This is a genomic window from Variovorax durovernensis, from assembly GCF_977011995.1.
Window position 1 is genome coordinate 659,948 of the sequence record NZ_CDRNCW010000002.1, and the last position, 21,432, is coordinate 681,379.

At 66.6% G+C, this 21,432-nt stretch carries 17 protein-coding genes; 11 read left to right on the forward strand and 6 right to left on the reverse strand.

The features are described from left to right. Positions 1 to 5: 5 nt before the first annotated feature. Genes ACWV14_RS35125 through ACWV14_RS35150 form a run of 6 tightly spaced genes read left to right on the forward strand, consistent with a single transcriptional unit; the run spans position 6 to position 5,522 of the window. Positions 6 to 695, forward strand: coding sequence for an RraA family protein (locus ACWV14_RS35125; RefSeq protein ID WP_454908446.1), 690 nt, complete (start codon positions 6 to 8; stop codon positions 693 to 695). Continuing rightward, positions 692 to 1,633 (forward strand): NAD(P)-dependent oxidoreductase, encoded by a 942-nt coding sequence (locus ACWV14_RS35130; protein ID WP_454908447.1) that lies wholly within the window; start codon positions 692 to 694, stop codon positions 1,631 to 1,633. Before ACWV14_RS35125 ends, ACWV14_RS35130 begins: the two co-directional genes overlap by 4 nt. Positions 1,634 to 1,671: 38 nt before the next feature. Beyond that, the gene (locus tag ACWV14_RS35135) at positions 1,672 to 2,652 is read left to right on the forward strand and encodes a Bug family tripartite tricarboxylate transporter substrate binding protein (protein WP_454908448.1); all 981 of its coding nucleotides are present in this window, start codon (positions 1,672 to 1,674) and stop codon (positions 2,650 to 2,652) included. Positions 2,653 to 2,698: 46 nt separating this feature from the next. Further along, positions 2,699 to 3,655 carry a tripartite tricarboxylate transporter substrate binding protein gene (locus tag ACWV14_RS35140; protein ID WP_454908449.1) on the forward strand — a complete coding sequence of 319 codons (957 nt, stop codon included), beginning with the start codon at positions 2,699 to 2,701 and terminating at the stop codon, positions 3,653 to 3,655. 7 nt (positions 3,656 to 3,662) lie between these two features. Next, positions 3,663 to 4,550, forward strand: a complete 888-nt coding sequence (locus tag ACWV14_RS35145; protein ID WP_454908450.1) for an amidohydrolase family protein — start codon at positions 3,663 to 3,665, stop codon at positions 4,548 to 4,550. A gap of 30 nt (positions 4,551 to 4,580) precedes the next feature. Beyond that, positions 4,581 to 5,522 (forward strand): SMP-30/gluconolactonase/LRE family protein, encoded by a 942-nt coding sequence (locus ACWV14_RS35150; RefSeq protein WP_454908451.1) that lies wholly within the window; start codon positions 4,581 to 4,583, stop codon positions 5,520 to 5,522. A 12-nt stretch (positions 5,523 to 5,534) separates the two neighbouring features. On the opposite strand, the gene ACWV14_RS35155 is transcribed toward ACWV14_RS35150, so the two are convergent. Beyond that, positions 5,535 to 7,529, reverse strand: coding sequence for a phosphatase PAP2 family protein (locus tag ACWV14_RS35155; RefSeq protein WP_454908452.1), 1,995 nt, complete (start codon positions 7,527 to 7,529; stop codon positions 5,535 to 5,537). Positions 7,530 to 7,872: 343 nt separating this feature from the next. Here ACWV14_RS35155 and ACWV14_RS35160 point away from each other — a divergent pair, with 343 nt between their 5' ends. Continuing rightward, on the forward strand, positions 7,873 to 10,179 hold the full coding sequence (locus tag ACWV14_RS35160; protein ID WP_455240234.1) for a LamG-like jellyroll fold domain-containing protein: 2,307 nt from the start codon (positions 7,873 to 7,875) through the stop codon (positions 10,177 to 10,179). A 27-nt stretch (positions 10,180 to 10,206) separates the two neighbouring features. Here ACWV14_RS35160 and ACWV14_RS35165 read toward each other — a convergent pair whose 3' ends face one another. Continuing rightward, positions 10,207 to 10,830 carry a TetR/AcrR family transcriptional regulator gene (locus tag ACWV14_RS35165; RefSeq protein ID WP_454908454.1) on the reverse strand — a complete coding sequence of 208 codons (624 nt, stop codon included), beginning with the start codon at positions 10,828 to 10,830 and terminating at the stop codon, positions 10,207 to 10,209. 143 nt (positions 10,831 to 10,973) lie between these two features. Here ACWV14_RS35165 and ACWV14_RS35170 point away from each other — a divergent pair, with 143 nt between their 5' ends. The 4 genes from ACWV14_RS35170 to ACWV14_RS35185 are packed head-to-tail and all read left to right on the forward strand — an operon-like array spanning position 10,974 to position 17,540. Further along, positions 10,974 to 12,182, forward strand: a complete 1,209-nt coding sequence (locus tag ACWV14_RS35170) for an efflux RND transporter periplasmic adaptor subunit (RefSeq protein ID WP_454908455.1) — start codon at positions 10,974 to 10,976, stop codon at positions 12,180 to 12,182. Between the two features lie 15 nt (positions 12,183 to 12,197). Continuing rightward, positions 12,198 to 15,374, forward strand: coding sequence for an efflux RND transporter permease subunit (locus tag ACWV14_RS35175; RefSeq protein ID WP_454908456.1), 3,177 nt, complete (start codon positions 12,198 to 12,200; stop codon positions 15,372 to 15,374). A gap of 10 nt (positions 15,375 to 15,384) precedes the next feature. Next, the gene (adeC, locus tag ACWV14_RS35180) at positions 15,385 to 16,845 is read left to right on the forward strand and encodes an AdeC/AdeK/OprM family multidrug efflux complex outer membrane factor (protein ID WP_454908457.1); all 1,461 of its coding nucleotides are present in this window, start codon (positions 15,385 to 15,387) and stop codon (positions 16,843 to 16,845) included. 47 nt (positions 16,846 to 16,892) lie between these two features. Beyond that, entirely contained in the window at positions 16,893 to 17,540 is a 648-nt protein-coding gene (locus tag ACWV14_RS35185) for a TetR family transcriptional regulator (protein WP_454908458.1), read from the forward strand. A 50-nt stretch (positions 17,541 to 17,590) separates the two neighbouring features. Here ACWV14_RS35185 and ACWV14_RS35190 read toward each other — a convergent pair whose 3' ends face one another. From ACWV14_RS35190 to ACWV14_RS35205, 4 genes are read right to left on the reverse strand one after another with little or no spacing between them, the layout of a single operon-like run. Continuing rightward, positions 17,591 to 18,574 carry a Bug family tripartite tricarboxylate transporter substrate binding protein gene (locus ACWV14_RS35190; RefSeq protein WP_454908459.1) on the reverse strand — a complete coding sequence of 328 codons (984 nt, stop codon included), beginning with the start codon at positions 18,572 to 18,574 and terminating at the stop codon, positions 17,591 to 17,593. 49 nt (positions 18,575 to 18,623) lie between these two features. Then, positions 18,624 to 19,409 (reverse strand): SDR family NAD(P)-dependent oxidoreductase, encoded by a 786-nt coding sequence (locus tag ACWV14_RS35195; protein WP_454908460.1) that lies wholly within the window; start codon positions 19,407 to 19,409, stop codon positions 18,624 to 18,626. Next, complete coding sequence (locus tag ACWV14_RS35200; protein WP_454908461.1) at positions 19,402 to 20,406, reverse strand: Bug family tripartite tricarboxylate transporter substrate binding protein; 1,005 nt, start codon at positions 20,404 to 20,406, stop codon at positions 19,402 to 19,404. The genes ACWV14_RS35195 and ACWV14_RS35200 overlap by 8 nt, the downstream gene beginning before the upstream one ends. A 43-nt stretch (positions 20,407 to 20,449) precedes the next feature. After that, entirely contained in the window at positions 20,450 to 21,430 is a 981-nt protein-coding gene (locus ACWV14_RS35205) for an NAD-dependent epimerase/dehydratase family protein (protein ID WP_454908825.1), read from the reverse strand. Positions 21,431 to 21,432: the final 2 nt, after the last annotated feature.

Sequence of the window (21,432 nt, forward strand, 5' to 3'; positions counted from 1 at the left end):
CTTCCATGTCCTCGACCCTTCCCGACATCATTCGCAACTTCGAGCGCGTGCCCGCGAACATCGTGGCGCAGGCCGCCGAGTTCCAGCCGGCCATCCTCGCCGACGTGGCCGGCCGCCGCGGCGCGCTGGACGGCCGCATCCAGGCCCTGCGCCCGCGCATGAAGCTGGCCGGCACCGCCATCACGGTGGAAGTGCGCCCCGGCGACAACCTCATGATCCATGCAGCCATTGCCATGGCACAGCCCGGCGACGTGCTCGTGATCGACGGCAAGGGCGACCAGACCTCGGCCCTCATGGGCACGATCATGATGACGGCCTGCAAGAAGCTCGGCATTGCCGGCGTGGTGATGGACGGCGCCTGCCGCGACAGCCTCGAGATCGACGAGATGGACTTCCCCGTCTTCAGCGTGGGCACCAATCCGAACGGGCCGACGAAGAACATCGGCGGGCGCATCGGACACCCCGTGTCCATCGGCGGCGTGACGGTGCACCCCGGCGACTTCGTGATCGGCGACGGCGACGGCGTGGTCGTGGTCGAGCGCGAGAAGATCGAATCGCTGCTGCCGCTGGCTGCCAGGAAGGTCCGCGACGAGGCCGCGCGCATCGCCGCCATCAAGGAAGGCGACACCGCGGCCAAGTGGCTGGACTCGGCGCTGCGCGCGGCCGGCGTGCTGAAGGAAGGCGAGACGCTGTGACCGCGACCCTCGGAAGCTCCATCCTCGTGACCGGTGCCGACCTGGCGCCGCAGGCACTCGCGCTGCTCGAAGGCCATGACATCGTCTATGCCGGCAAGACGCCGACCGAGGACGACCTGGTCGCCCTCTGCCGCGCGCATGATCCCGTGGCCATCATCGTGCGCTACGGCAAGGTGGGCGCCGCCGTGATGGACGCGGCACCCTCGCTGAAGGTGATCTCCAAGCACGGCAGCGGAACCGACACGATCGACAAGACCGCGGCGCAGGCGCGCGGCATCGAGGTGGTGGCGGCCGTGGGCGCCAATGCGGCTGCGGTTGCCGAGCAGGCGCTCGCCCTGCTGCTGGCCTGCGCCAAATCGGTGGTGGCGCTCGACGCGCGCATGCATGCCGGCCACTGGGACAAGGCGACGCACAAGAGCCTGGAGCTCGGCGGTCGCACCATCGGCCTTGTCGGCCTGGGCGCCATCGGCCTTCGCTTCGCGCGCATGGCCGACGCGCTGGGCATGCGGGTGCTTGGCTACGACCCCTACGCCAAGAACCTTCCAGCCTGTGTGCAACCTGCCGACCTTGCGACCCTCTGGGCCGAGTCCGACGCCGTGTCGTTGCACTGTCCGCTGACCGACGACAACCGTGGGCTGCTCAACGCCAGCACCCTGGCGCAATGCAAGCGCGGCGTGATCATCGTCAACACGGCTCGCGGCGGGCTGATCGATGAAGACGCGTTGCTGGCGGCTGTGCGTTCGGGCCAGGTCGCCATGGCCGGGCTGGACAGCTTCGCGGTCGAGCCGATGACGCCCGGCCATCCGTTCCAGGGCGAAAAAAACATCGTGCTCAGCCCTCACATCGGCGGCGTGACCAGCGATGCTTACGTGAACATGGGCATCGGTGCGGCGAGAAACCTGCTGGAGGTGCTTTCGCGCCAGGCAGCGACCACCTGAGGCATGGACGCCGGCGCTTGAAAAAAAAGGAGACAGAAATGCAGAGAAGTAAAAGCATCCGTTGTGTAGCGGCAGCATTCGGACTCATGACGGTACTGGCTGCACAGGTGCACGCACAGGCATGGCCCGCCAAGCCGGTGCGCGTGCTCGTGGGCTTTTCCGCGGGCGGCCCCACCGACGTGGTGGCACGTGCCTTCGCCGATCACGCATCGCGTGCGTTGGGCCAGCCGTTCATCGTGGACAACAAGCCCGGCGCGAACACGATCCTGGCGGCCGAGGCCGTCGCGGCGGCACCGGCCGACGGCTACACGCTGCTGCTGGGTGCGACCAACCACACCATGATTCCCGCGCTCTACAGCCAGCGGGTCAAGTTCGATGCCGTGCGCTCGTTCGCGCCGGTGTGTTCGCTCGCCGTGAGTCCCACGGTGCTGGTGGTCGGCCCGTCGATGCCGGTCGCCTCCTTCGGGGCGTTCCTGCAGGCGGTGAAGGCCGAGCCCGGCAAGCGCACCTATGCAACGCCGGGCTCCGGCAGCTCCGGGCATTTCGCGAGCGCGCACTTCACGCAGCTCACGGGCACGTCGATGAATCACATCCCGTACAAGGGCGCGGCGCAGGCGACGACCGACCTCATGGGCGGCCAGGTCGACAGCTCCTTCGCCACGCTGGGCTCGGTGCTCACGCAGGTGCAGTCCGGCAAGCTGACGGCCTTGGCGGTGGCATCGCCCAAGCGCTCCGCGCTGCTGCCGAACGTGCCGACCTTCGAGGAAGTGGGCGTCAAGGGCTATACGGCCGACGCGTGGTACGGCCTGCTGGCGCCCGCGAAGACGCCGCCGGAGGTGCTGGCCGTCTTGCGCCGTGTCGCCACCGAGTTCGCACAGACACCGGCCACGCGGGAGAAATTGCGATCGCTCGGCATGGAGGCGCAGAACACCTGCGGCGATGCCTTCGGCGCGCAACTGGCGCGCGAGGTCAAGCTGCACGGCGAGCTGGCCCGCTCGCTCGACCTCAAGACCGAATGAACGCGCTGCGCCTTGCCCGCAGCCGTCACAACACATCGGAGACATCATGAAATTTCTCGTCCGGGGCCTGCTCGCCGTGTGCCTGTGCGCCGCCGCGCTCGCCCACGCCGCCTATCCCGAGCGCCCCATCACCCTCGTCGTTCCGTACGCGCCGGGTGGTTCGGCCGATGCGCTGGCCCGCGTGCTCGCGGTGCGCGTCGGCCAGAAGCTCGGCACCAGCGTGATCGTCGACAACCGGCCCGGCGCCAGCGGCACCATCGGCGCGGCCTTTGCCGCCAAGGCCGCGCCCGACGGCTACACGGTGCTGTACGACGCCACGCCATACTCGATCAACCCGCACCTGTTTCCCCGGATGCCGTATGCGAGCAATGCGCTGCAGCCCCTGGCGCTCGTCGCCTTGGCGCCGAACATCGTGATCGTGCGCGCGGAGTCGCCGCTCAAGAGCATCCAGGACCTCGTGGACAAGGCCAAGGCCGAGCCGGGCAAGCTGAACTACGCGTCGGGCGGCAGCGGCACCGTGCAGCGTCTGGCGGCGGAGCTCCTGCGCCAGCGGCTCGGGCTGGACATGGTCCACGTGGGCTACAAGAGCGGCGGCCCCGCCATCGTCGACGTCATGGGCGGCCAGGTCGACTTCATGTTCAGCACCATTGCTGCCTCGTACCCGCTGGTGTCGTCGGGCAAGCTGCGTGCGCTGGCGGTGTCGTCGCCGCAGCGCTCGGCGCGCCTGCCGGAGGTGCCGACCCTCGGCGAAACGGTGGCACCCGGCTACGAGGCCTACGAATGGAACGGCTTGCTGATTCCCGCCGGCACGCCCGCCCCCATTGCCGACAAGCTCCACAAGGCTGTCATCGATGTGCTGAAGGAAGACGATGTGAAGCGCCGCTTCGTGGACGTCGGCGTGCAGCCTGTTGGCTCGACGCCGGCCGAGTTCGCCGACTTCCTGAAGAAGGAAGATGCGAAATGGGCGGACGTGATCCGCAAGGGCAACATCAAGCTCGATTGACCACGCCATGAACGACGTGCCGGAATCTCGACCGGTTCCCCATTCCGTCGGCATCAACCGGCCCGCGCATGCACTGCCCCAGGATGCCTGCGACAGCCACATGCACATCTTCGATCCGCGGTTCGCGCCTTCACCGCACTGGAAGCGCCAGCCGCCGCATGCCGATGTGGCGGCCTATCGCCGGTTGCAGCAGCGGCTGGGCACCTCTCGCACGCTCGTGGTCAATCCCTCGACGTACGGCACGGACAACGCCTGCACGCTCGACGCACTCGCCCAACTGGGCGAGCGTGCACGCGGCGTGGCCGTCGTCGGCCACCAGGTGGCCGACAGCGAACTCGATGCGCTCGCGGCGCAGCGCGTGTGCGGCCTGCGCGTGAACTTCGTCACTCCGCAGTCCTGGGGCGTCACCACGCCGGAGATGCTGACCACGCTGGCGCACAAGGTGGCTCGCCTGGGCTGGCACATACAGGTCTTCGTGCAGCCGGAACAGCTGGTGGCGCTGGCCCCGGTGCTCGCCAGACTCCCGGTGCCGCTGGTCATCGACCACATGGCCCGCATCGATCCGGCCGAAGGCATCAAGGGCGAGGCCTATGCGGTCGCGCGCCGTCTGCTGGATGGCGGCAACACATGGATGAAGCTGTCGGGCGTGTACATGCGATCGCGCGACGGAGCGCCCGCCTACGGCGATGCATTCGAGCTCGGCCGCGCACTGGTCACCGCCGCGCCGGAGCGCCTGGTGTGGGGCAGCGACTGGCCCCATACCACCGAGGCGCCGGGCACCGTCAACGATGCCGGCCTGGCCGATGTGCTCGCGGCCTGGTGCGACAGTACGGCGGTGCGCGACCGCATCCTGGTGGACAACCCGGCGAAGCTCTACGGGTTCGCGGCCGCGTGAGGCGCCGCACCATCTTCCAAGGAGACCGACATGTACCTTCTGCAAGCGCCCCAGGTGCTGGAAATGCAGACCTTCACGACGATGCCCGCGTCCTTCCGGCGACCGCAGCGCAGTGTCTGGGCCGACGCCAACCGCGGCGGGCAGCCGACCGACTCGTTCCTTGAAGGGCCGGTGTTCGACGACGCCGGCAATCTCTACGTCTGCGACATTCCCTTCGGCCGGATCTTCCGTATCGACCCGGCAGGCGCATGGACGCAGGTGGCCGAGTACGACGGCGAACCCAACGGCATGAAGTTCGTCGACGCCCACAGCCTGCTCGTCACCGACTACAAGAACGGCCTGATGCGCGTGGACGTGCAGACCGGGCAGGTCACGCCGCACCTGCAACGTCGCAACACCGAGAGCTTCAAGGGCGTGAACGACCTCGTGCTCGACGCCCAGGGCAACATCTACTTCACGGACCAGGGACAAAGCGGCCTTCACGATCCCTCGGGCCGGCTCTATCGCCTGCGCCAGAACGGCCAGCTCGACCTGCTCCTGTCGAACGTGCCCAGCCCGAACGGCGTGGCCCTTTCTCCGGACGGCAAGGTGCTCTACCTGGCGGTGACGCGGGGCAACTGCGTCTGGCGCGTGCCGCTGCTGGCCGACGGGAGCGTGTCCAAGGTGAGCCAGTTCTTCACTTCGTATGGGCCCAGCGGCCCTGACGGGCTCGCGGTCGACGTGCAGGGCCGGGTGTTGGTTGCCAATCCTGGCCTGGGTTACGTCTGGGTGCTCAATACGCGCGCGGAGCCTGTCATGGTGCTGCGCGGTCCTGCCGGTGCCTCGACCACCAACATCGCCTTCGGCGGGCAGAACAGGTCCACATTGTTCGTGACCGACTCCACGCATGGGAATGTGCTGATGCATTCCCTCGACACCCCGGGCGTCGAGCTGCACCCTTCCCGCTTGAGGAAGGGGCAGTCTGTCGGCTAGATCAGCGGGAGGTCATGCATCGAAACGCACGACGAGCTGCGTTCCCGTGTAGGTCGGCGTGACCTTGAAGCCCGGCGCGTTGATGGCCGAGAAGCGGCCGGTCAGGGTGCCGCCGCTGATGACGGTGAGCGTGTCTCCCGCGCTGGGCGCAAAGCCGGGCTTGAAGCTCAGGTTCAGCGTCCCGTCCAGTGCGGCCACACCCGCCACGTTCAGGCGGCCGGCGCCATTGCCGCCCAGATTCAGCTGTAGCGTCGTGCCTGCCAGCTGCGTGTAGGCGCCGGTCATCGTGACCGTCGAAGAGGCATTGCAGACCAGCGTGCCGCCACCGACGTAGACGTTGCCCTTGCCGAAGGCCGCGGCCGCATCCGCCTGCAGCGAGCCTTCCATCAGTTGCGTGCCGCCCGTGTAGCTGTTGCTGCCGCCGAGCGCGAGCGTGCCGCTGCCCTTCTTGGTGAGCTTGCCGGCGCCGGAGATGTTGTTGCGCCAGCTGTCCAGCGCGTTGAAACCGCCGAGGCTGGCGTCCATGGTCACGACCACGTCGCCGTTGAAGACACCGTAGCCGTCGGCCGCGTCGAACAGGTTGAGGCGGCCCCAGCCTTCGGGGTCGTCCATCACCGGATAGCCCGAAGCCACGGCCGTGGTCTTGAGCACCACGCGGCGCTGCGTGGCATCGAGATACGGCAGGCGGGTTTCGAGCAGCACTTCGGCGCCCTTGGGCACCACGGCGGGCTTGGTTGTATCGGCCACCTGCTTGAAGCCGAAGGTCAGGCGGCGCAGGTAGTCGGCCTTGCTCGCGGCATGGTCGGCAAAGCGGTCGGCCGCGGCGCCTTGCGAATGGGCGAAGTTGTTGAAGGCGGCGGCATCGCTCGCGCCCACTGCGCTCATCAGCACGCTCTGCGCCTGGGCATAGGCCGCGCTCTTGCGCGCGGCGTTGGCACCGGTGGCCAGGCTCGCGGCCGCCACGGCCTGGCCATGCAGTCGTCCGCCGACCACGTCCAGCGGCGAATGCATGCCCGCCAGGATGCGGTTCTCACCGAGTTCGAGGCCGCGCGCCACCATTTCCTGGAAGCGCTGCGGCACGACGTAGGCGGAGGCGATGGCATCGCGCACCGCCTCGGCCGTGTGGCCGCTCACGAAGCCGCCGTCGGTGGCGGGGGTGCTGCTCTTGGCGGGTTCCAGCGCGGGCACCACCTTCACGCTGCTGCTCCAGCGCCAGGGACGCGCGTATTTGTAGAAGCGCTTGGCGGGCTCGGTGGAGCCGTTCTCGCCGATGTTCTTGAGCAGGTCGACCACCGTGCCGAAGGTCGGGTTGGCGGCACCGCCCACGCCCACGTCGTTGCCGCCGTCGTTGTAGAGCACTGTGGTGGCGTCCGGCGCGATGCCGGTGATGGTGGTGACCTGCTGCGTGGCCGCGCGCCAGGCATTGGTGAGCGGGCCCATGCCGTCGCTGATGCTGTAGCCTTTGCCGCGGCGGTCGTCCAGGTAGGCGGCCAGCTCCTGCGCGCTGGTGCGTGCGTTGGTGGCGTCGACGACGTACTGGATGTTGCTGTTCAGCACCCCGCTGTTGAGGATCTTGCCGTCGGTGGCGTCGCCCGGAATGCCGCTCCACGTCGACTGAACGACCGCCGGAAAGCTCCCCTGTGCCGGCGCCGACACGCCTGCGTCGACCAGCAGCGTGCTGGGCTGCCAGAAGTCGAGGAAGCCGGCCACCACGCGCACGCCGGCATTGGTTTCCTTGGTCGCGTAGCGCGCATCGCCACGCTGGTTGGTCGCGACGTTGTCGACGAAGGGCGGAATGGCGACCGCGTCGGGTACGGGCGCGGTGTCGGTGAAGCCCAGGTCCTTGGGTGGCCCGGCCACCACAACGCCGGCCGGATTCGTGGTGGCCGGCGTGCCCGAGATGGGAAACGAGACACCGTCGTTGCTGCCGCCGCCGCAGGCCGAGAGGCAAAGGGCCGCGACGAGGGTGATGGCGAAGGGACGGGCGTAGGGAAAGAGATACGGCATGAGGAAGTGAATGGAGGAAATGAAGGCGCGGGGCTCGGCAGGTCGGCCCTCTGCGGCCCCGCGCAATCTAGGGGGGCAAGAAGTCATTGCCGTGAACGGCCGGCCCATATCGCGCTGCTGTGATGCGGCTGCGACAACCCCTCGATCAAGCCGGGCCATCGAGTCAGGCTCCGGTCAGGATCAATTCCGGCCCGCAATTGACAGGCGAATTGAAAAAATCGATTGCCCGGAATATTGAATCAATGCCCGTGAATTCGCGCGTTTTGCACGGTAATCAATTCATGAAAACATCATATTTGGAAAATAAAGTTCCGTTTTTCGAAGCATCTCGCAATTCTGCGGAATGGCTTCGGTGCGTTCCTTATTTTTTACCATGACTGAAAATTACTCTCCCGAAGAAAATGCCGGCCTCAATCAATTGGCTTCCGTTCCGGAAAACAAGCGCCGGGAATTGCTGAAGCTCATGCTGGCCGGTTCTGTCACCGGCATGGCAATTGCGCTGCCCGGGTGCGGTGGCGGCGGCAATGGCGCAGGCGCCACGACCTTTCCACCCACGGGAGGGAGCGGTACATCGACAGGTACGTCGTCGCCGGCCAGCCCGGGTACCGCCGCTCAAAAGATATCCAGCTTCACCATCTCCGTGCTTCCTGATACCCAGTTCTATCCCAGGTATGCATCGGAAATGATGGGCGAGCTTTATCAGAAGCTGTATTCGGGAATTGACCCGAAATACGACAATCCATTCAAGACCCAGACGCAATGGATTGCGCAGAATGCCAAGGCGCTGAACATGCCCTTCACCATTCACCTTGGCGACATCGTCGACCAGTCCTGGTATTACGGAAAGGAAAATTCGGCGCCATGGAGCGCCTCCACCGATCTCGTGGGCAATGGCCAGCTCGGCAATGGCCAGGTCACGAAGGAATGGGAGCTTGCGAGCCAGGCGATGCAGGTGCTCGAGGTGGCCCAATGCCCCTATTCAATCTGCGCGGGAAATCATGACGTGGGGGCCATCGACTCGGATATGCAATGGGGCCCGGATTGGGGCGTCGGTGTCACCGGCTTCAACAACGACGACGGCTACCAGGACGGCGGCAGCCATCGCGCGACCCTGTTCGAGCCCTACCTGCAGGTGTTCCCCGCGGAGCGCGCGAAGAGGCAGGCGACCTTCGGCGGAAGGCACGCCTCGGGCTTCCACGAGTACCACGTGTTCGAAGCCGAAGGAAACAAGTTCCTCGTGCTGTCGATGTCGTGGCGAGCATCTGACGATGCAATCGCCTGGGCCAACCAGGTCATCCAGGCCAACAAGACGATCCCCGCCATCCTGGTGAGTCACCAGTTGGTCGGAATCGGCAGCGACGGCAAGACCGCCGCCGACACCGCCTACTCGAACTACTTGTGGGACAAGCTCATCAAGGACAACGACCAGATCTTCATGGCGGTCTGCGGCCACTACCACGGCTCCTGCACGAGCACGAAGAGGAATTCCTTCGGCCACGATGTCTACATGATGGTGGTGGACTACCAGATGGCCTACATGGGCGGCAACGGTCTCATGCGGATGTTCGAGTTCGACCTCACCAACAAGAAGATCATCGCCAGCTCGTTCTCGCCATGGGTTCCCCTGAAGCCGGCCGCCACGCTCAACGAGTTCGATGCCGCCTGGCTGTCCGACTCGAACCAGTCCTTCACGCTGGACCTGGACTTCGTCCAGAGGTTTGCTTCCTTCAATCCGAACTTCACCGTTTCGAACGGCTCGTCGGACTCCGGCCTCACAGACGCGGCCAAGAAAATCATTCTGACGAACTACAGCCAGCCGCCGCAGAAAGCCGCAAGTCTTCCGTCGAGCACCGAGGACTACCCGAAGGTCGACAACACGCTTGCGCACTGGCGCTTCTTCAATGCGTCGGCAGCCGACGGGGATCTTTTTCCCTATCAGCCGGGGCAGCAGATCCAGGACATCGCGCCCGGAGGCAAGAACCCGGTCTCGGTGAACACGTGGGCGGGGCAGTCTGGTGACCTGGTCTGGTCGAAAAGCCATCATCCGCTGTCGGCCACGCCCGGAAGCCTGCGCTTCCGGAACGCCACCAAGTCCAGGTTTTCCTACTTCACCACCGACCACAACTCGGCGCTGAACGTGGAAACCTTCCCCTCGGGCTACACCATCGAGGCATTCGTCAATATCGATCCGGGTTTCGATGCGACGACGAACGGGTGGATGGGCATCCTGTACCGCCTGGGCGCGCGGTCGCGACTGTCTGGTTTCGGATCGGGCGACGGTGACTGCGCGCTGATGTTCGCCTTTTCAAACCTGATGGAGTTCCAGTGGGAGATCGTCCCGGTGAACCAGGCGACCAACCTGACCTGCTGGTCTGGCGGCGTGTCGGCCGGCCAGTGGCTGCACATTGCCATCGTGAACGACCCCTCCGCGTCGTATGCGACCACCATGTACGTGGAAGGAGCACCCGTTCTGCGGAACAACACGAACATGCAGGGCATTCAATACGTGAGCCCCACCGAGCAAATTGCCATCGGCTGTGGTCAGTGGAAAGGGGACATGTCGACCGGCTTCCTCGGAAGCATTGGTGAAATCCGCATCGTCGGCGTGCCCCTGACTTCCGACACGTGGCTGACGGCCAGGGCAAGCTGAGCTGAGCGTCGGGGCCGCCTGCCGTTCTCACTCGGCAGGCTGGCGCTCCGCGGCGTATCCGCCAAGAAACACCTGCACGGCGCGCCGCGTCGCCTCGCGAAGCTCCTTGCGTGTCAGCGGCCCCTGGATGCCGATCAGGCTCGGCTTGACGGTCTCCGAATCGAGAAGGCTCATCAGGTGGTGTGCCGCCACGACAGGGTCGGCCGTCCGCAGCCGGCCCTTTTGCATCTGCCGGGCAAGGAAGTCCGCCATCGCGGTCACGCCCTTCCTGGGCCCGCCCTCATAGAAGAGGCGCCCTATGTCGCTGCGGCCGGATTCGGCGATCACCGCCCTCTGCGCCTGGATGACCTCTTGCGAGCACACCACGGCCAGAATCTTCTCGCCGAAACGCTGGAGCACCTGGGCGAGGTCGTCCTCGCCCTCCTGCGCCAGCGCCGAGAAGATCGGATCGAAGTGCTTGCTTGCGGAGGTGTGGATCACCGCAACGAACAGTTCTTCCTTCGAGCTGAAGTACCCGTACAGGGTCGCCCTGGAGCCGCCGACGCGCGCAGCGATCTCCACCATGGAGGCGCCCTCGAACCCCAGTTCCCTGAAAACTTCCGATGCCACCTGGACGATGGCGTCGCGCTTGGCTTCTGTCTTTACCCGCATGCCGTGTGCCTCCTTATTTTTGTACACGTCTGACTATTTTAATTGACAGTCTCCTGAAGTCAAAATACATTTCAGTACAGCACTGTCTATTTAAAAGCCGGCGAGACAAAGCAACGTCCCGTCGTTTTCCCAGGAGAATCGCGATGCGCCCCCCTCTTACCTATGGCCTGACTTTCGTCGCGGCCTTCATGTCCACCTGCATGCTCGTGGCCTGCGGCAAGCCGCCAGGCGGCCCGCCGCCGGCGGCCGGCACACCTGAAGTCGGCGTGGTCACGGTGCAGCCGCAGCGCGTGGCCATCACGACCGAGCTGCCCGGGCGCACCGTGCCCTTTCTTATCGCCGACGTGCGCCCGCAGGTCGGAGGCATCGTCAAGACCCGCCAGTTCCGCGAGGGCAGCGACGTGAAGGCCGGCGAGGCGCTCTACCAGATCGATCCCGCCACTTACAAGGCGACCTACGACAGCAACGTCGCCGCGCTCGCCAAGGCGCAGGCCAGCCTGGTGACCACCCGGCTCAAGGCCGAGCGCTACAAGGAACTGGTGGCCATCAAGGCCGTGAGCCAGCAGGACTACGACGACGCCGCCGCTTCGCTGCAGCAAGGCGAGGCCGACGTTGCCTCGGCCAAGGCCAATGTCGAAACAAGCCGCATCAACCTCGCCTACGCGCGCATCGACGCGCCGATCTCGGGGCGCATCGGCAAGTCGTCGGTCACGCCCGGCGCATTGGTCACGGCCAGCCAGTCGACCGCGCTGGCCACCATCCAGCAGCTCGACCCGATCTATGTCGACGTGACGCAGCCCAGCGCCGCGATGCTCCAGCTCAAGCAGGCGATGGCGCGCGGCGACCTGCAGAAGAGCGGCGCCAATGCCGCGAGGGTGCGGCTGCTGCTGGAAGACGGCAGTACCTACCCGCTCGAAGGCAAGCTCGAGTTCTCGGACGTCACCGTGGACCAGAACACCGGCGCGATCACGCTGCGCGCGGTATTCCCCAACCCCAACGCGGACCTGCTGCCGGGCATGTACGTGCGCGCGGTGCTGCAGGAAGGCGTGAAGGATCAGGCGCTCATGGTGCCGCAGCAGGCGGTGTCGCGCGACGGCGCCGGCAAGCCCATGGCCTATGTGGTGGACGCCCAGCACAAGCTGCAGCGGCGCGCACTCGAGACCGAGCGCGCCATCGGCGACCAGTGGCTGGTGCGCAGCGGCCTGAAGGCCGGCGACCAGCTGGTGGTGGATGGCCAGCAGCGCGCGGCGCCGGGCGTCGAGGTGAAGACGGTGCAATGGAACCCCAAGGCCGGGCCAGGCACCGAGACCGCCAAGGCAACCCCGTCCGAGCCTGCCGGCGCGGCCAACTGATCGCGAAAGACCGTCATGGCACGCTTTTTCATCGACCGCCCCATCTTCGCGTGGGTTCTCGCCATCATCGTGATGCTGGGCGGCGCAATGGCAATCGCCACGCTGCCTATCGCGCAGTACCCGAGCATCGCGCCGCCCGCCGTTGCCATCACCGCCAACTACCCCGGCGCTTCCGCCAAGACGCTGGAGGACACCGTCACCCAGGTCATCGAACAGAAGATGAAGGGGCTGGACCGGCTCAGCTACATGGCATCGACCAGCGAGTCGTCCGGCTCGGTCACCATCACCCTCACCTTCGAGAACGGCACCGACCCCGACACCGCGCAGGTGCAGGTGCAGAACAAGCTCTCCCTGGCCACGCCGCTGCTGCCGCAGGAGGTGCAGCAGCAGGGTGTCGCCGTCACCAAGTCGGCCACCAACTTCCTGAACGTGCTGGCCTTCACTTCCGAAGACGGCAGCATGAACGGCTCCGACCTGTCGGACTACGTGGCCGCGAACGTGCAGGAGGCACTCAGCCGCGTGGAGGGCGTGGGCGACACCACGCTCTTCGGCTCGCAGTACGCGATGCGCATCTGGCTCGACCCGAACAAGCTCGCCAACTTCAGCCTCACTCCGCTGGACGTGAAGACCGCGATCCAGGCACAGAACGCGCAGGTGTCGGCCGGCCAGCTCGGCGGCATGCCGGCGGCCGCCAACCAGCAGATCAACGCGACCATCACCTCGCAGACGCGCCTGAAGACCGCGCAGGAGTTCGAGGACATCCTGCTGCGCACGCAGACCAACGGCGCCCAGGTGCGCCTGCGCGACGTCGCCCGCATCGAGCTCGGCAGCGAGTCGTACAACACGGTCGGCCGCTACAACGGCAAGCCGGCCGCCGGCCTGGCCATCAAGCTGGCCGCGGGCGCCAATGCGCTCGATACGGTCAAGGCCATCGACGCGCGAGTGGCGGAGCTCGAGAAGTTCTTTCCGCAGGGCATGAAGGTGCAGAAGCCCTACGACACCACGCCCTTCGTGCGGATCTCCATCGAGGAGGTCATCAAGACCCTGGTCGAGGCCGTGGTGCTGGTGTTCCTGGTGATGTACCTGTTCCTGCAGAACTTCCGCGCCACGCTGATCCCGACCATCGCGGTTCCGGTGGTGCTGCTGGGCACCTTCGGCGTGCTCGCGGCCTTCGGCTTCACCATCAACACGTTGACGATGTTCGCGATGGTGCTGGCCATCGGCCTGCTGGTGGACGACGCGATCGTGGTGGTCGAGAACGTGGAGCGCGTGATGACTGAAGAGGGCCTGTCGCCCAAGGAGGCCACGCGCAAGTCGATGGGCCAGATCACCGGCGCGCTGGTGGGCGTGGCCCTGGTGCTGGCGGCTGTGTTCGTGCCGATGGCTTTCTTCGGCGGCTCCACGGGCGTGATCTACCGGCAGTTCTCGATCACCATCGTCTCGGCGATGACGCTGTCGGTGCTGGTGGCGATGGTGCTCACGCCGGCCCTGTGCGCGACGCTGCTCAAGCCGGTGCACAAGGGCCACGCGATGGCGACCACCGGCTTCTTCGGCTGGTTCAACCGCAGCTTCGACCGTGGCAACGGGCGCTACCAGGGCATCGTGCGGCACATGGTGGGCAAGGGCTGGCGCTACATGGCCGTGTACGCGGTGCTGCTGGCGGTGGTGGTGGTCGGCTTCATGAAGCTGCCGGTGGGCTTCCTGCCCGACGAGGACCAGGGCACGATGTTCGCGCTGGTGCAACTGCCGCCGGGCGCGACGAACGCGCGCACGGAAGAAGTGATCCGCCAGGTGGAGCATCACTTCCTGGTCGACCAGAAAGATGCCGTCTCGGGCATCTTCACGGTGGCCGGCTTCAGCTTCGCGGGCAGCGGGCAGAACACCGGCTTCGCCTTCATCAAGCTCAAGCCCTGGGACGAGCGCAAGGGCGAGGCCCTGAGCGTGACCGGCGTGGCGGCAAAGGCCGGCGCCTTCTTCAACACCATCCGCGACGCGAAGGTGTTTGCCTTCGCACCGCCGGCCGTGGCCGAGCTCGGCAACGCGACCGGCTTCGACCTGATGCTGCAGGACCGCGCCAACCTCGGGCACGCGGCCCTGATGCAGGCGCGCAACCAGCTGCTCGGCACGCTGTCCAAGGACAAGCGCCTGGTGGCCGTGCGCCCCAACGGCCTGGAGGACACGCCTGAATTCAGGCTGGAGATCGATCCGCACAAGGCGCAGGCCCAGGGTCTTTCGATGTCGGACATCAACGACACCTTCTCGGCCGCCTGGGGCAGCAGCTACGTCAACGACTTCATCGACAAGGGACGCGTGAAGAAGGTGATGCTGCAAGCCGACGCCCGCTACCGCATGCTCCCTGAGGACATCGACCGCTGGTACGTGCGCAACAGCGCAGGAACGATGGTGCCCTTCACCTCCTTCGCCAAGGCCGGCTGGAGCTCTGGTTCGCCGCGCCTGGAGCGCTACAACGGGGTTCCCTCGGTCGAGATCCTGGGCATGGCGATGCCGGGGGCCGCATCGAGCGGCGAAGCGCTCGCCATCGTGGAAGCGGCGGTCGCGCAGTTGCCGCCGGGCATCGGCTACGAATGGACCGGCCTGTCGCGCCAGGAGAAGGCATCGAGCGGCCAGACCGGCCTGCTGTACGGGCTGTCGATCCTGATCGTGTTCCTCTGCCTTGCCGCGCTCTACGAGAGCTGGTCCATCCCGTTCTCGGTGATCCTGGTGGTGCCGCTCGGTGTGCTGGGCGCACTGGTCGGAGCGATCCTGACCTGGAAGATGAACGACGTGTACTTCCAGGTGGGCCTGCTCACCACGATCGGGCTCGCATCGAAGAACGCCATCCTGATCGTCGAGTTCGCGAAAGACCTGCACGCGCAGGGCAAGGGACTGGTGGAGTCGGCGCTGGAGGCTGCACGCTTGCGGCTGCGGCCCATCCTGATGACCTCGCTGGCCTTCATTCTCGGCGTGCTGCCGCTGGTGCTGGGCAGCGGCGCCGGGGCCGGCGCGCAGCACGCGCTGGGCACGGCGGTGATCGGCGGCATGCTGTCCGGCACGCTGCTCGCGATCTTCTTCGTGCCACTTTTCTTCGTGCTGGTGCGCGGTCTCTTCAAGGGCGGCTCTGCCGCGCCCGCGGCTCCTGCCACTCTTGCTACTCCCGCCACGCACGCACAACCGGCTGCGGCCGCATCCTGAGGCATCCGCCATGAAACTATTCCGTCTTGCGCCGCTCGCGCTCGCAGCCCTGATGGCCGGCTGCAGCCTGATGCCCGCCTACCAGCAGCCCGCAGCCCCCGTGGCCGGCAAGTTCGCCGGCGACACTGGTGCCGCCGACCCGGCATCCACGCCAGTGTCCGATCTCGGCTGGCGCGACGTCTTCACCGATCCCTCGCTGCAGCGCGTGATCGAGATGAGTCTTGCCAACAACCGCGACCTGCGCGTGGCGGTGCTGAACATCGAGAAGGCGCGCGCCCAGTACCGCGTGCAGGACGCCGCGCTCTTCCCCACCGTCAACGCCAGCGCCGGCGGCAGCGGCAGCCGCACCCCGGCCGACCTGTCGTCCACCGGCGAGGCGCTCACTGCGCGCCAGTACAGCGCGTCGCTCGGATTCAGCTCCTACGAGATCGACCTCTTCGGCCGCGTGCGAAGCCTGAGTGCACAGGCGCTGCAGCAGTTCCTCTCCACGGCCGAGGCGCGCCGCAGCACGCAGATCAGCCTCGTGGCCGAGGTGGCGACCGCCTATCTCACCCTCGCCGCCGACCAGGACCGGCTGGCACTCGCGCGCGACACGCTGCGCAGCCAGAGCGACTCCTACCGGCTCAACCAGCGCAGCTTCGAACTGGGCGCGGCTTCGGCCCTCACGCTGAGCCAGGCACAGACCAGCGTGGACAGCGCGCGCGTGGATGTCGAGCGCTACACCTCGCAGGTCGCGCAGGACCGCAATGCGCTGGTGCTGCTCGTCGGCGCGGAAGTGCCCGACGAACTCCTGCCGCGCGCGCTCCCCGACGGGGCGACGGCCGAGGCCAGCCCGCTGGCTTCCATTCCGCCGGGCCTGCCCTCGGACCTGCTGCAGCGCCGCCCCGACATCCTGCAGGCCGAGCGCGACCTCAAGGCGGCCAATGCCTACATCGGCGCGGCGCGCGCAGCCTTCTATCCGCGCATCAGCCTCACGGCGTCGGCGGGCACGTCGAGCAGCGAGCTGTCGGGCCTGTTCAAGGGCGGCTCGGGCAGCTGGAGCTTCGCGCCGCAGATCACGCTGCCGATCTTCGACGGCGGCACCAACCGCGCCAATCTCAAGATCGCCACGGTGAGCCGCGACATCTCTGTGGCGCAATACGAGAAGGCAATCCAGACGGCATTCCGCGAAGTGTCGGACGCGCTGGCGCAACGCAACACGCTCGGGCGCCAGCTCGATGCACAGCAGTCGCTGGTGAACGCGACGGCGGACAGCTACCGCCTGTCGCAGGCGCGCTTCAGCCGCGGCGTGGACAGCTACCTGAGCGTGCTCGACTCGCAGCGCTCGCTCTACACCGCCCAGCAGGACCTGATCGGCACGCGGCTGTCGCGCTTCACCAACCTGGTGACGTTCTACAAGACGCTGGGCGGTGGATGGGTCGAGACCACGGACACGCCCCTGGCCGCGAAGCCTTCGGGCAATGCCTCTTGACTTGATGCGGCCGAAACCGCGCCTGGACGTTTCCACGAACGCATCGCATGGTCCGGCACACGAAAACCGAGGCACGACTCACCCGCATGCGGATCGTGGAGGCGGCGCTTGCAGCCTTCGCCGAAAGCGGCGTGCGGACAACCACGCTGGAGCATGTTGCCGAGCGCGCGGGTGTCACGCGCGGCGCGGTGTACTGGCACTTCGCGGACAAGGTGGCGCTTGTTTCAGAGGCAAGCGCGGGACTCGTATGGCCGCTCGACGTCGGTGCCGACATGGATATCTATCGAGCGCACCCTTTGCCGCTTCAGCTGCTGTGCCGGCAGCTGTGGCGACAGATGGAACAATGCGTGAACGCGCCGATTCATTGGCGGAAAGTGAAGCTTGTACTGGCCCATGATGTTCGGTCGGAGCTGAGTCCCTCTGCCTTGAAGCAATTGGAAGAGGTCATGGCCAGTGCAGCGCGACACCTTGGCCAGGTCATGACGATCGCTCGTGAGCGTGGCCAGTTGCTCGCCGGACTGTGCCCGACGGCCGTTGGAGATAGTCTGCATGCCCTTGGCAAGGGCATGCTGTGGGAGCATGCGAGCGAGTTTTCCAATGCTTCCCGATTGGCTTCTCCTCTCTGCCTCGATCTCTTCATGTCCGGTGCCGCCTACCCCCAGGCACGCAACGACTGGCCCTGGACCGCTGGATAGCATGACCTCTTGGCCACGCCCGCAGTGCCGTGGCCGCTTCTACTGCCGCGTCATCCTTTGAGATCGAGTCGCCGCACCAGCGTCGGAAACTCTGCCATGTCCTGCTGGATGGTGGCTTCCAGCGGTTGCGGCCCGCCGCCGACCAGCTCCCAGCCATTGACCTGTGCGCGGGCCTTCATCTGCGTGTCGGCGAGCGCGACATCCAACGCCTTGCCCAGGCGTTCGACGACAGTTGCCGTTGTGCCGCGCGGCACCGCCAGCCCGATCCAGAACGACGGGTCGAAGCGCGGATAACCCAACTCGGTCAGCGTCGGTACATCCGCCATCGACGGCAGGCGATGCGAGGCGGTCTGTGCCAGCGGCACGATGTTGCCGCCCTTCAAACCGGATTGCGCTGACGAAAAATCGAGCAACGCCAGTTGCACCTCGCCGCCCATCAGGCCGGTGATCAACGGTGCCGAGCCCTTGTATGGCACATGAACCAGGTCGATGCTGGCGAGTGACTTGAACTGCTCGATGGCGATGTGATTGGCGGCACCGATGCCAGCACTGCCATAGAAGAGCCCGCCCGGCCGGGCTTTGGCTTGCGCGACGAACTCTCGCAGGTTGCGCCAGGGCGAACGGGCCGGCGTGGCCAGGATGCCGACCGCACGCAGCGCCAGGCCCACGGGCATCAGGTCGCGTGGCGGATTCACCTGTGCGCCTTGCTGCACCAGCGGTGCGATCACATGGTTGGAGCGCGACGTGACGAGCACCGTGTACCCGTCGGCTGGCGAGTTCGCGACCGCGGCCGTGCCGATGAGACCCGAGGCACCGGGTCGGTTGTCGATGATCAGCGGCTGCCCGAGTTGCGCGCGCATCGACTCGGCCAGGAAGCGCGCCACGATGTCGGACGGACCGCCCGGTGGGTTGGGCACGACCAGCTTGATCGGCCGCTGTGGAAAGGCGTTGTCGGCTGCCCAGGTCGAGCGTAGCGTGGCCAGTGGAGCGAGGCCGGCGATGGCGCCGGCAAGGAGGGTTCTGCGAGTGCTCATAGTGTCGACTCCTGGTTGGCGAGGGATGTGTATATCTTCTGGTCTTGGCTCAGCTGTCCGAAACCCGGGTGCCCCCGTCGACGACCAGCGTCTGGCCGCTGATGAAGCCGCCGGCTGCTGCTGCCAGCATCACGGCCACACCGGCTACCTCGCGCGGCTCGCCGACGCGGCGCAATGGCGTCATGGCCAGGCGGCGAGCCATGAAGGCTTCGTCTTCGATCAGGCCGCTGGCGAACGGCGTGCGGATCAGCCCCGGTGCGATCGCGTTGGCGCAGATGCCTCGCGGTCCCCATTCGACAGCCAGGTTGCGCGCCAACTGGGCGAGTGCGGCCTTGCTCATGCCATAAAGCCCGATCGCGCGATTTCCACGCAGCGCGGCGATGCTTGCCATGAGAATCACGCGGCCCGAGCCTCTGGCGGCCATGTCGGGCAAGAGCGCCGCGCACAGGGCATGGGCACTGCCCAGGTTGACCTGGAACACCCGCGCCCAATCGTCTTGCGAGACTGACGCCGATGGACCGGCGGGGCCCTGGATGCCCGCGTTGCAGACAAGCACGTCGATGCGCCCGCAGGCGTCGAGGGCGCGTTCGGCCAGGGCCTTGGCTTCGGCCGAATCGGCCAGGTCCGCGACCAGTGCCTGTGCCCTGCCGCCCGCGGCGCGGCAACGAACCGCCACCGCGTCGACGGCCGCTTCATCGCGGTCGCTGAGCACGAGATCCGCGCCGTGCGATGCATAGGCCAGCGCAATCGCCTCGCCCAGCCCGCCGGCCGCGCCGGTGACCAGCGCCACTTGGCCGCGCAGGTCGAAGAGCGTCGGGAGCATCGAACTAGTCAAGTCGCACTCCTACTTCCTGGATCACCTTGCCCCAGTGCGTCGTCTCGGCCTGGATCAGCGAGGCGAATTCGGTGCGCGAACTCGGATCGATGATGAGGCCCAGGTCGGTGTAGCGCTGCACCACGTCCGGCGACCGGAGCGCCATCACCAGTTCTTCATGCAGCAGGTTTGCAACAGGTTCTGGCGTACCGCTCTTGACGACTACGCCGTTCCAGCCCGGCACGTTGAGCGACGGATAACCCAGTTCGGCGATGGTCGGAACCTGCGGCAGTTGCGGCAGTCGCCGGTCGCTGCCCACCACCGCCAGCGCGCGCACCTTGTTCTCGCGCACCAGCGGGATGCTGCTCGGCGTCACATCGAGCATCGCGTCGATGTGTCCGGCCATCAGGTCCTGCACTGCCGTTGCGCCACCTTTGTACGCCACGTGCGTCATCTGGCCCTTGATCTCGCGATGGAGCATCTCCATCCAGATGTGAGGCTGGCTGCCCATGCCATAGGAGCCGTAGTTGATGCCCTTGTCGGTCCGCACGGACTGCACGAAGTCCTGCCAGGTCCGCACGCGGCTGCTGGCCGGAACGATCAACAGCGTCGGCGACACCAGCAGGCGCGTCAGCGGCGTGAAGTCTTTCAGCGTGTCGTAGCTGAGCTTGGGATAGAGCCCCGCATTCATCGAGAACGGCCCCAGGTCGCCGTAGAACAGCGTGTAGCCGTCGGCCGGTTGCTGCTTGACGAAGTTGGCACCGATCTGACCGCCCGCACCAGGGCGGTTGTCGATCACGACCGGCTGCTTGAGGCTGGCCGACAGCTTCTGGGCCAGCATGCGCGACAGCCCATCGCCGAAGCCGCCTGCGGGATAGGGCACGACCCAGGTGATCGGGCGTGTCGGATAGTTCTCGGCCCGTGCCCAGGCGGTCGATGCGAGGGGCGCCAGCGGAGCCAGGGACAGTGCAGCCGTACCACGCAAGAGCATGCGGCGCGAGAGAGTCGTTGGGTTCATGTAAGGTGTTCGGGCCTTGCCCGCCAGGAGTTGAAAAAACGATTCAGCGCCAGTCGAGGCCGCTTTCGGTATCGATGAAGTCGGCTTCGAGGGCGCGCCGCAAGAGGTCTTCGGCCGTGCCGTCGTCGCGCAGTCCGAGCGACCGCGATGCGCGGTCGTCCAGCACGGGGTAGCGACCGAAGACGGCCTCGACCGAAGGCTGCGGTGCATGCGTCACTAACTGCCCGCCATCCACGGCGTACACGGCCGACAAGGTGCGAATGACCTCGCTGATCGAAAGGTGCAGCACGGGCAGCGGCCACGCGCGCGCCGCGTCGCCCGCCGGGTCCATTACCGCCGCATGCACCAGGTTCTGTGCGCAGCGGCGTGCCGACATCCACCAAGCGGTGGCTTCCGGTCCGACCGGGCAAGTGAAGGGCTCGCCGGCCGCGAGCGCATGCATCAGGTTGCTCATGAAGGCCGACACCAGGCCGGACGGCGCTCTTGGTCGCGCGACGATGCCGGGCAGGCGCAGCGAACGGCCGTCGAGCAGCCCGCGCCGGGTGAAGTCCGCCAGGATGATTTCGCAGGCCAGCTTGTGCGCGCCGTAGACCATGGGCGGGCGTGTCGGCGTCAGAGGCGTGACAGGGTCCGGCAGCGGGCTGCCATAGACCGCAATGGTGCTGGCATAGACCACCACTGTCGGCTCGAGGCCGGTCGCTGCGCGCGACGCGGCCAGTGTCTCGAACAGATCGAGCGTCGCATCGAGGTTCACGCGTCGGCTCAGCGCAGGATCGGCCTCGGCCGCGCCGCCGGGCACGGCCGCCAGGTGGAAACAGACATCCGGCGCAAACGCTCCTATCTGCTTGCGAACCTCAGGGTCGTGCAGATCGCCTTCCATGCGCCGGATACTCGCTGAAGTGGCTCCCAATTGACGATCCAGCGCGGCAACCGCTCCGATGCGCCGTGCTCCCACATGGCCTGATTGCTCCAGCACCTTCAGCAATATCGAGCCGATGAAACCGCCGGCCCCCGTGACCAGCACCT

Excerpts from the sequence above, each read along its gene's own strand:
- ACWV14_RS35155 (WP_454908452.1), bottom strand. The coding sequence starts at position 7,529 with ATGCCGTATCTCTTTCCCTACGCCCGTCCCTTCGCCATCACCCTCGTC.
- ACWV14_RS35145 (WP_454908450.1), top strand. The coding sequence starts at position 3,663 with ATGAACGACGTGCCGGAATCTCGACCGGTTCCCCATTCCGTCGGCATC.
- adeC (WP_454908457.1), top strand. The coding sequence starts at position 15,385 with ATGAAACTATTCCGTCTTGCGCCGCTCGCGCTCGCAGCCCTGATGGCC.
- ACWV14_RS35175 (WP_454908456.1), top strand. The coding sequence starts at position 12,198 with ATGGCACGCTTTTTCATCGACCGCCCCATCTTCGCGTGGGTTCTCGCC.
- ACWV14_RS35125 (WP_454908446.1), top strand. The coding sequence starts at position 6 with ATGTCCTCGACCCTTCCCGACATCATTCGCAACTTCGAGCGCGTGCCC.
- ACWV14_RS35150 (WP_454908451.1), top strand. The coding sequence starts at position 4,581 with ATGTACCTTCTGCAAGCGCCCCAGGTGCTGGAAATGCAGACCTTCACG.
- ACWV14_RS35185 (WP_454908458.1), top strand. The coding sequence starts at position 16,893 with ATGGTCCGGCACACGAAAACCGAGGCACGACTCACCCGCATGCGGATC.
- ACWV14_RS35200 (WP_454908461.1), bottom strand. The coding sequence starts at position 20,406 with ATGAACCCAACGACTCTCTCGCGCCGCATGCTCTTGCGTGGTACGGCT.
- ACWV14_RS35140 (WP_454908449.1), top strand. The coding sequence starts at position 2,699 with ATGAAATTTCTCGTCCGGGGCCTGCTCGCCGTGTGCCTGTGCGCCGCC.
- ACWV14_RS35135 (WP_454908448.1), top strand. The coding sequence starts at position 1,672 with ATGCAGAGAAGTAAAAGCATCCGTTGTGTAGCGGCAGCATTCGGACTC.
- ACWV14_RS35160 (WP_455240234.1), top strand. The coding sequence starts at position 7,873 with ATGGCTTCGGTGCGTTCCTTATTTTTTACCATGACTGAAAATTACTCT.
- ACWV14_RS35190 (WP_454908459.1), bottom strand. The coding sequence starts at position 18,574 with ATGAGCACTCGCAGAACCCTCCTTGCCGGCGCCATCGCCGGCCTCGCT.
- ACWV14_RS35165 (WP_454908454.1), bottom strand. The coding sequence starts at position 10,830 with ATGCGGGTAAAGACAGAAGCCAAGCGCGACGCCATCGTCCAGGTGGCA.
- ACWV14_RS35170 (WP_454908455.1), top strand. The coding sequence starts at position 10,974 with ATGCGCCCCCCTCTTACCTATGGCCTGACTTTCGTCGCGGCCTTCATG.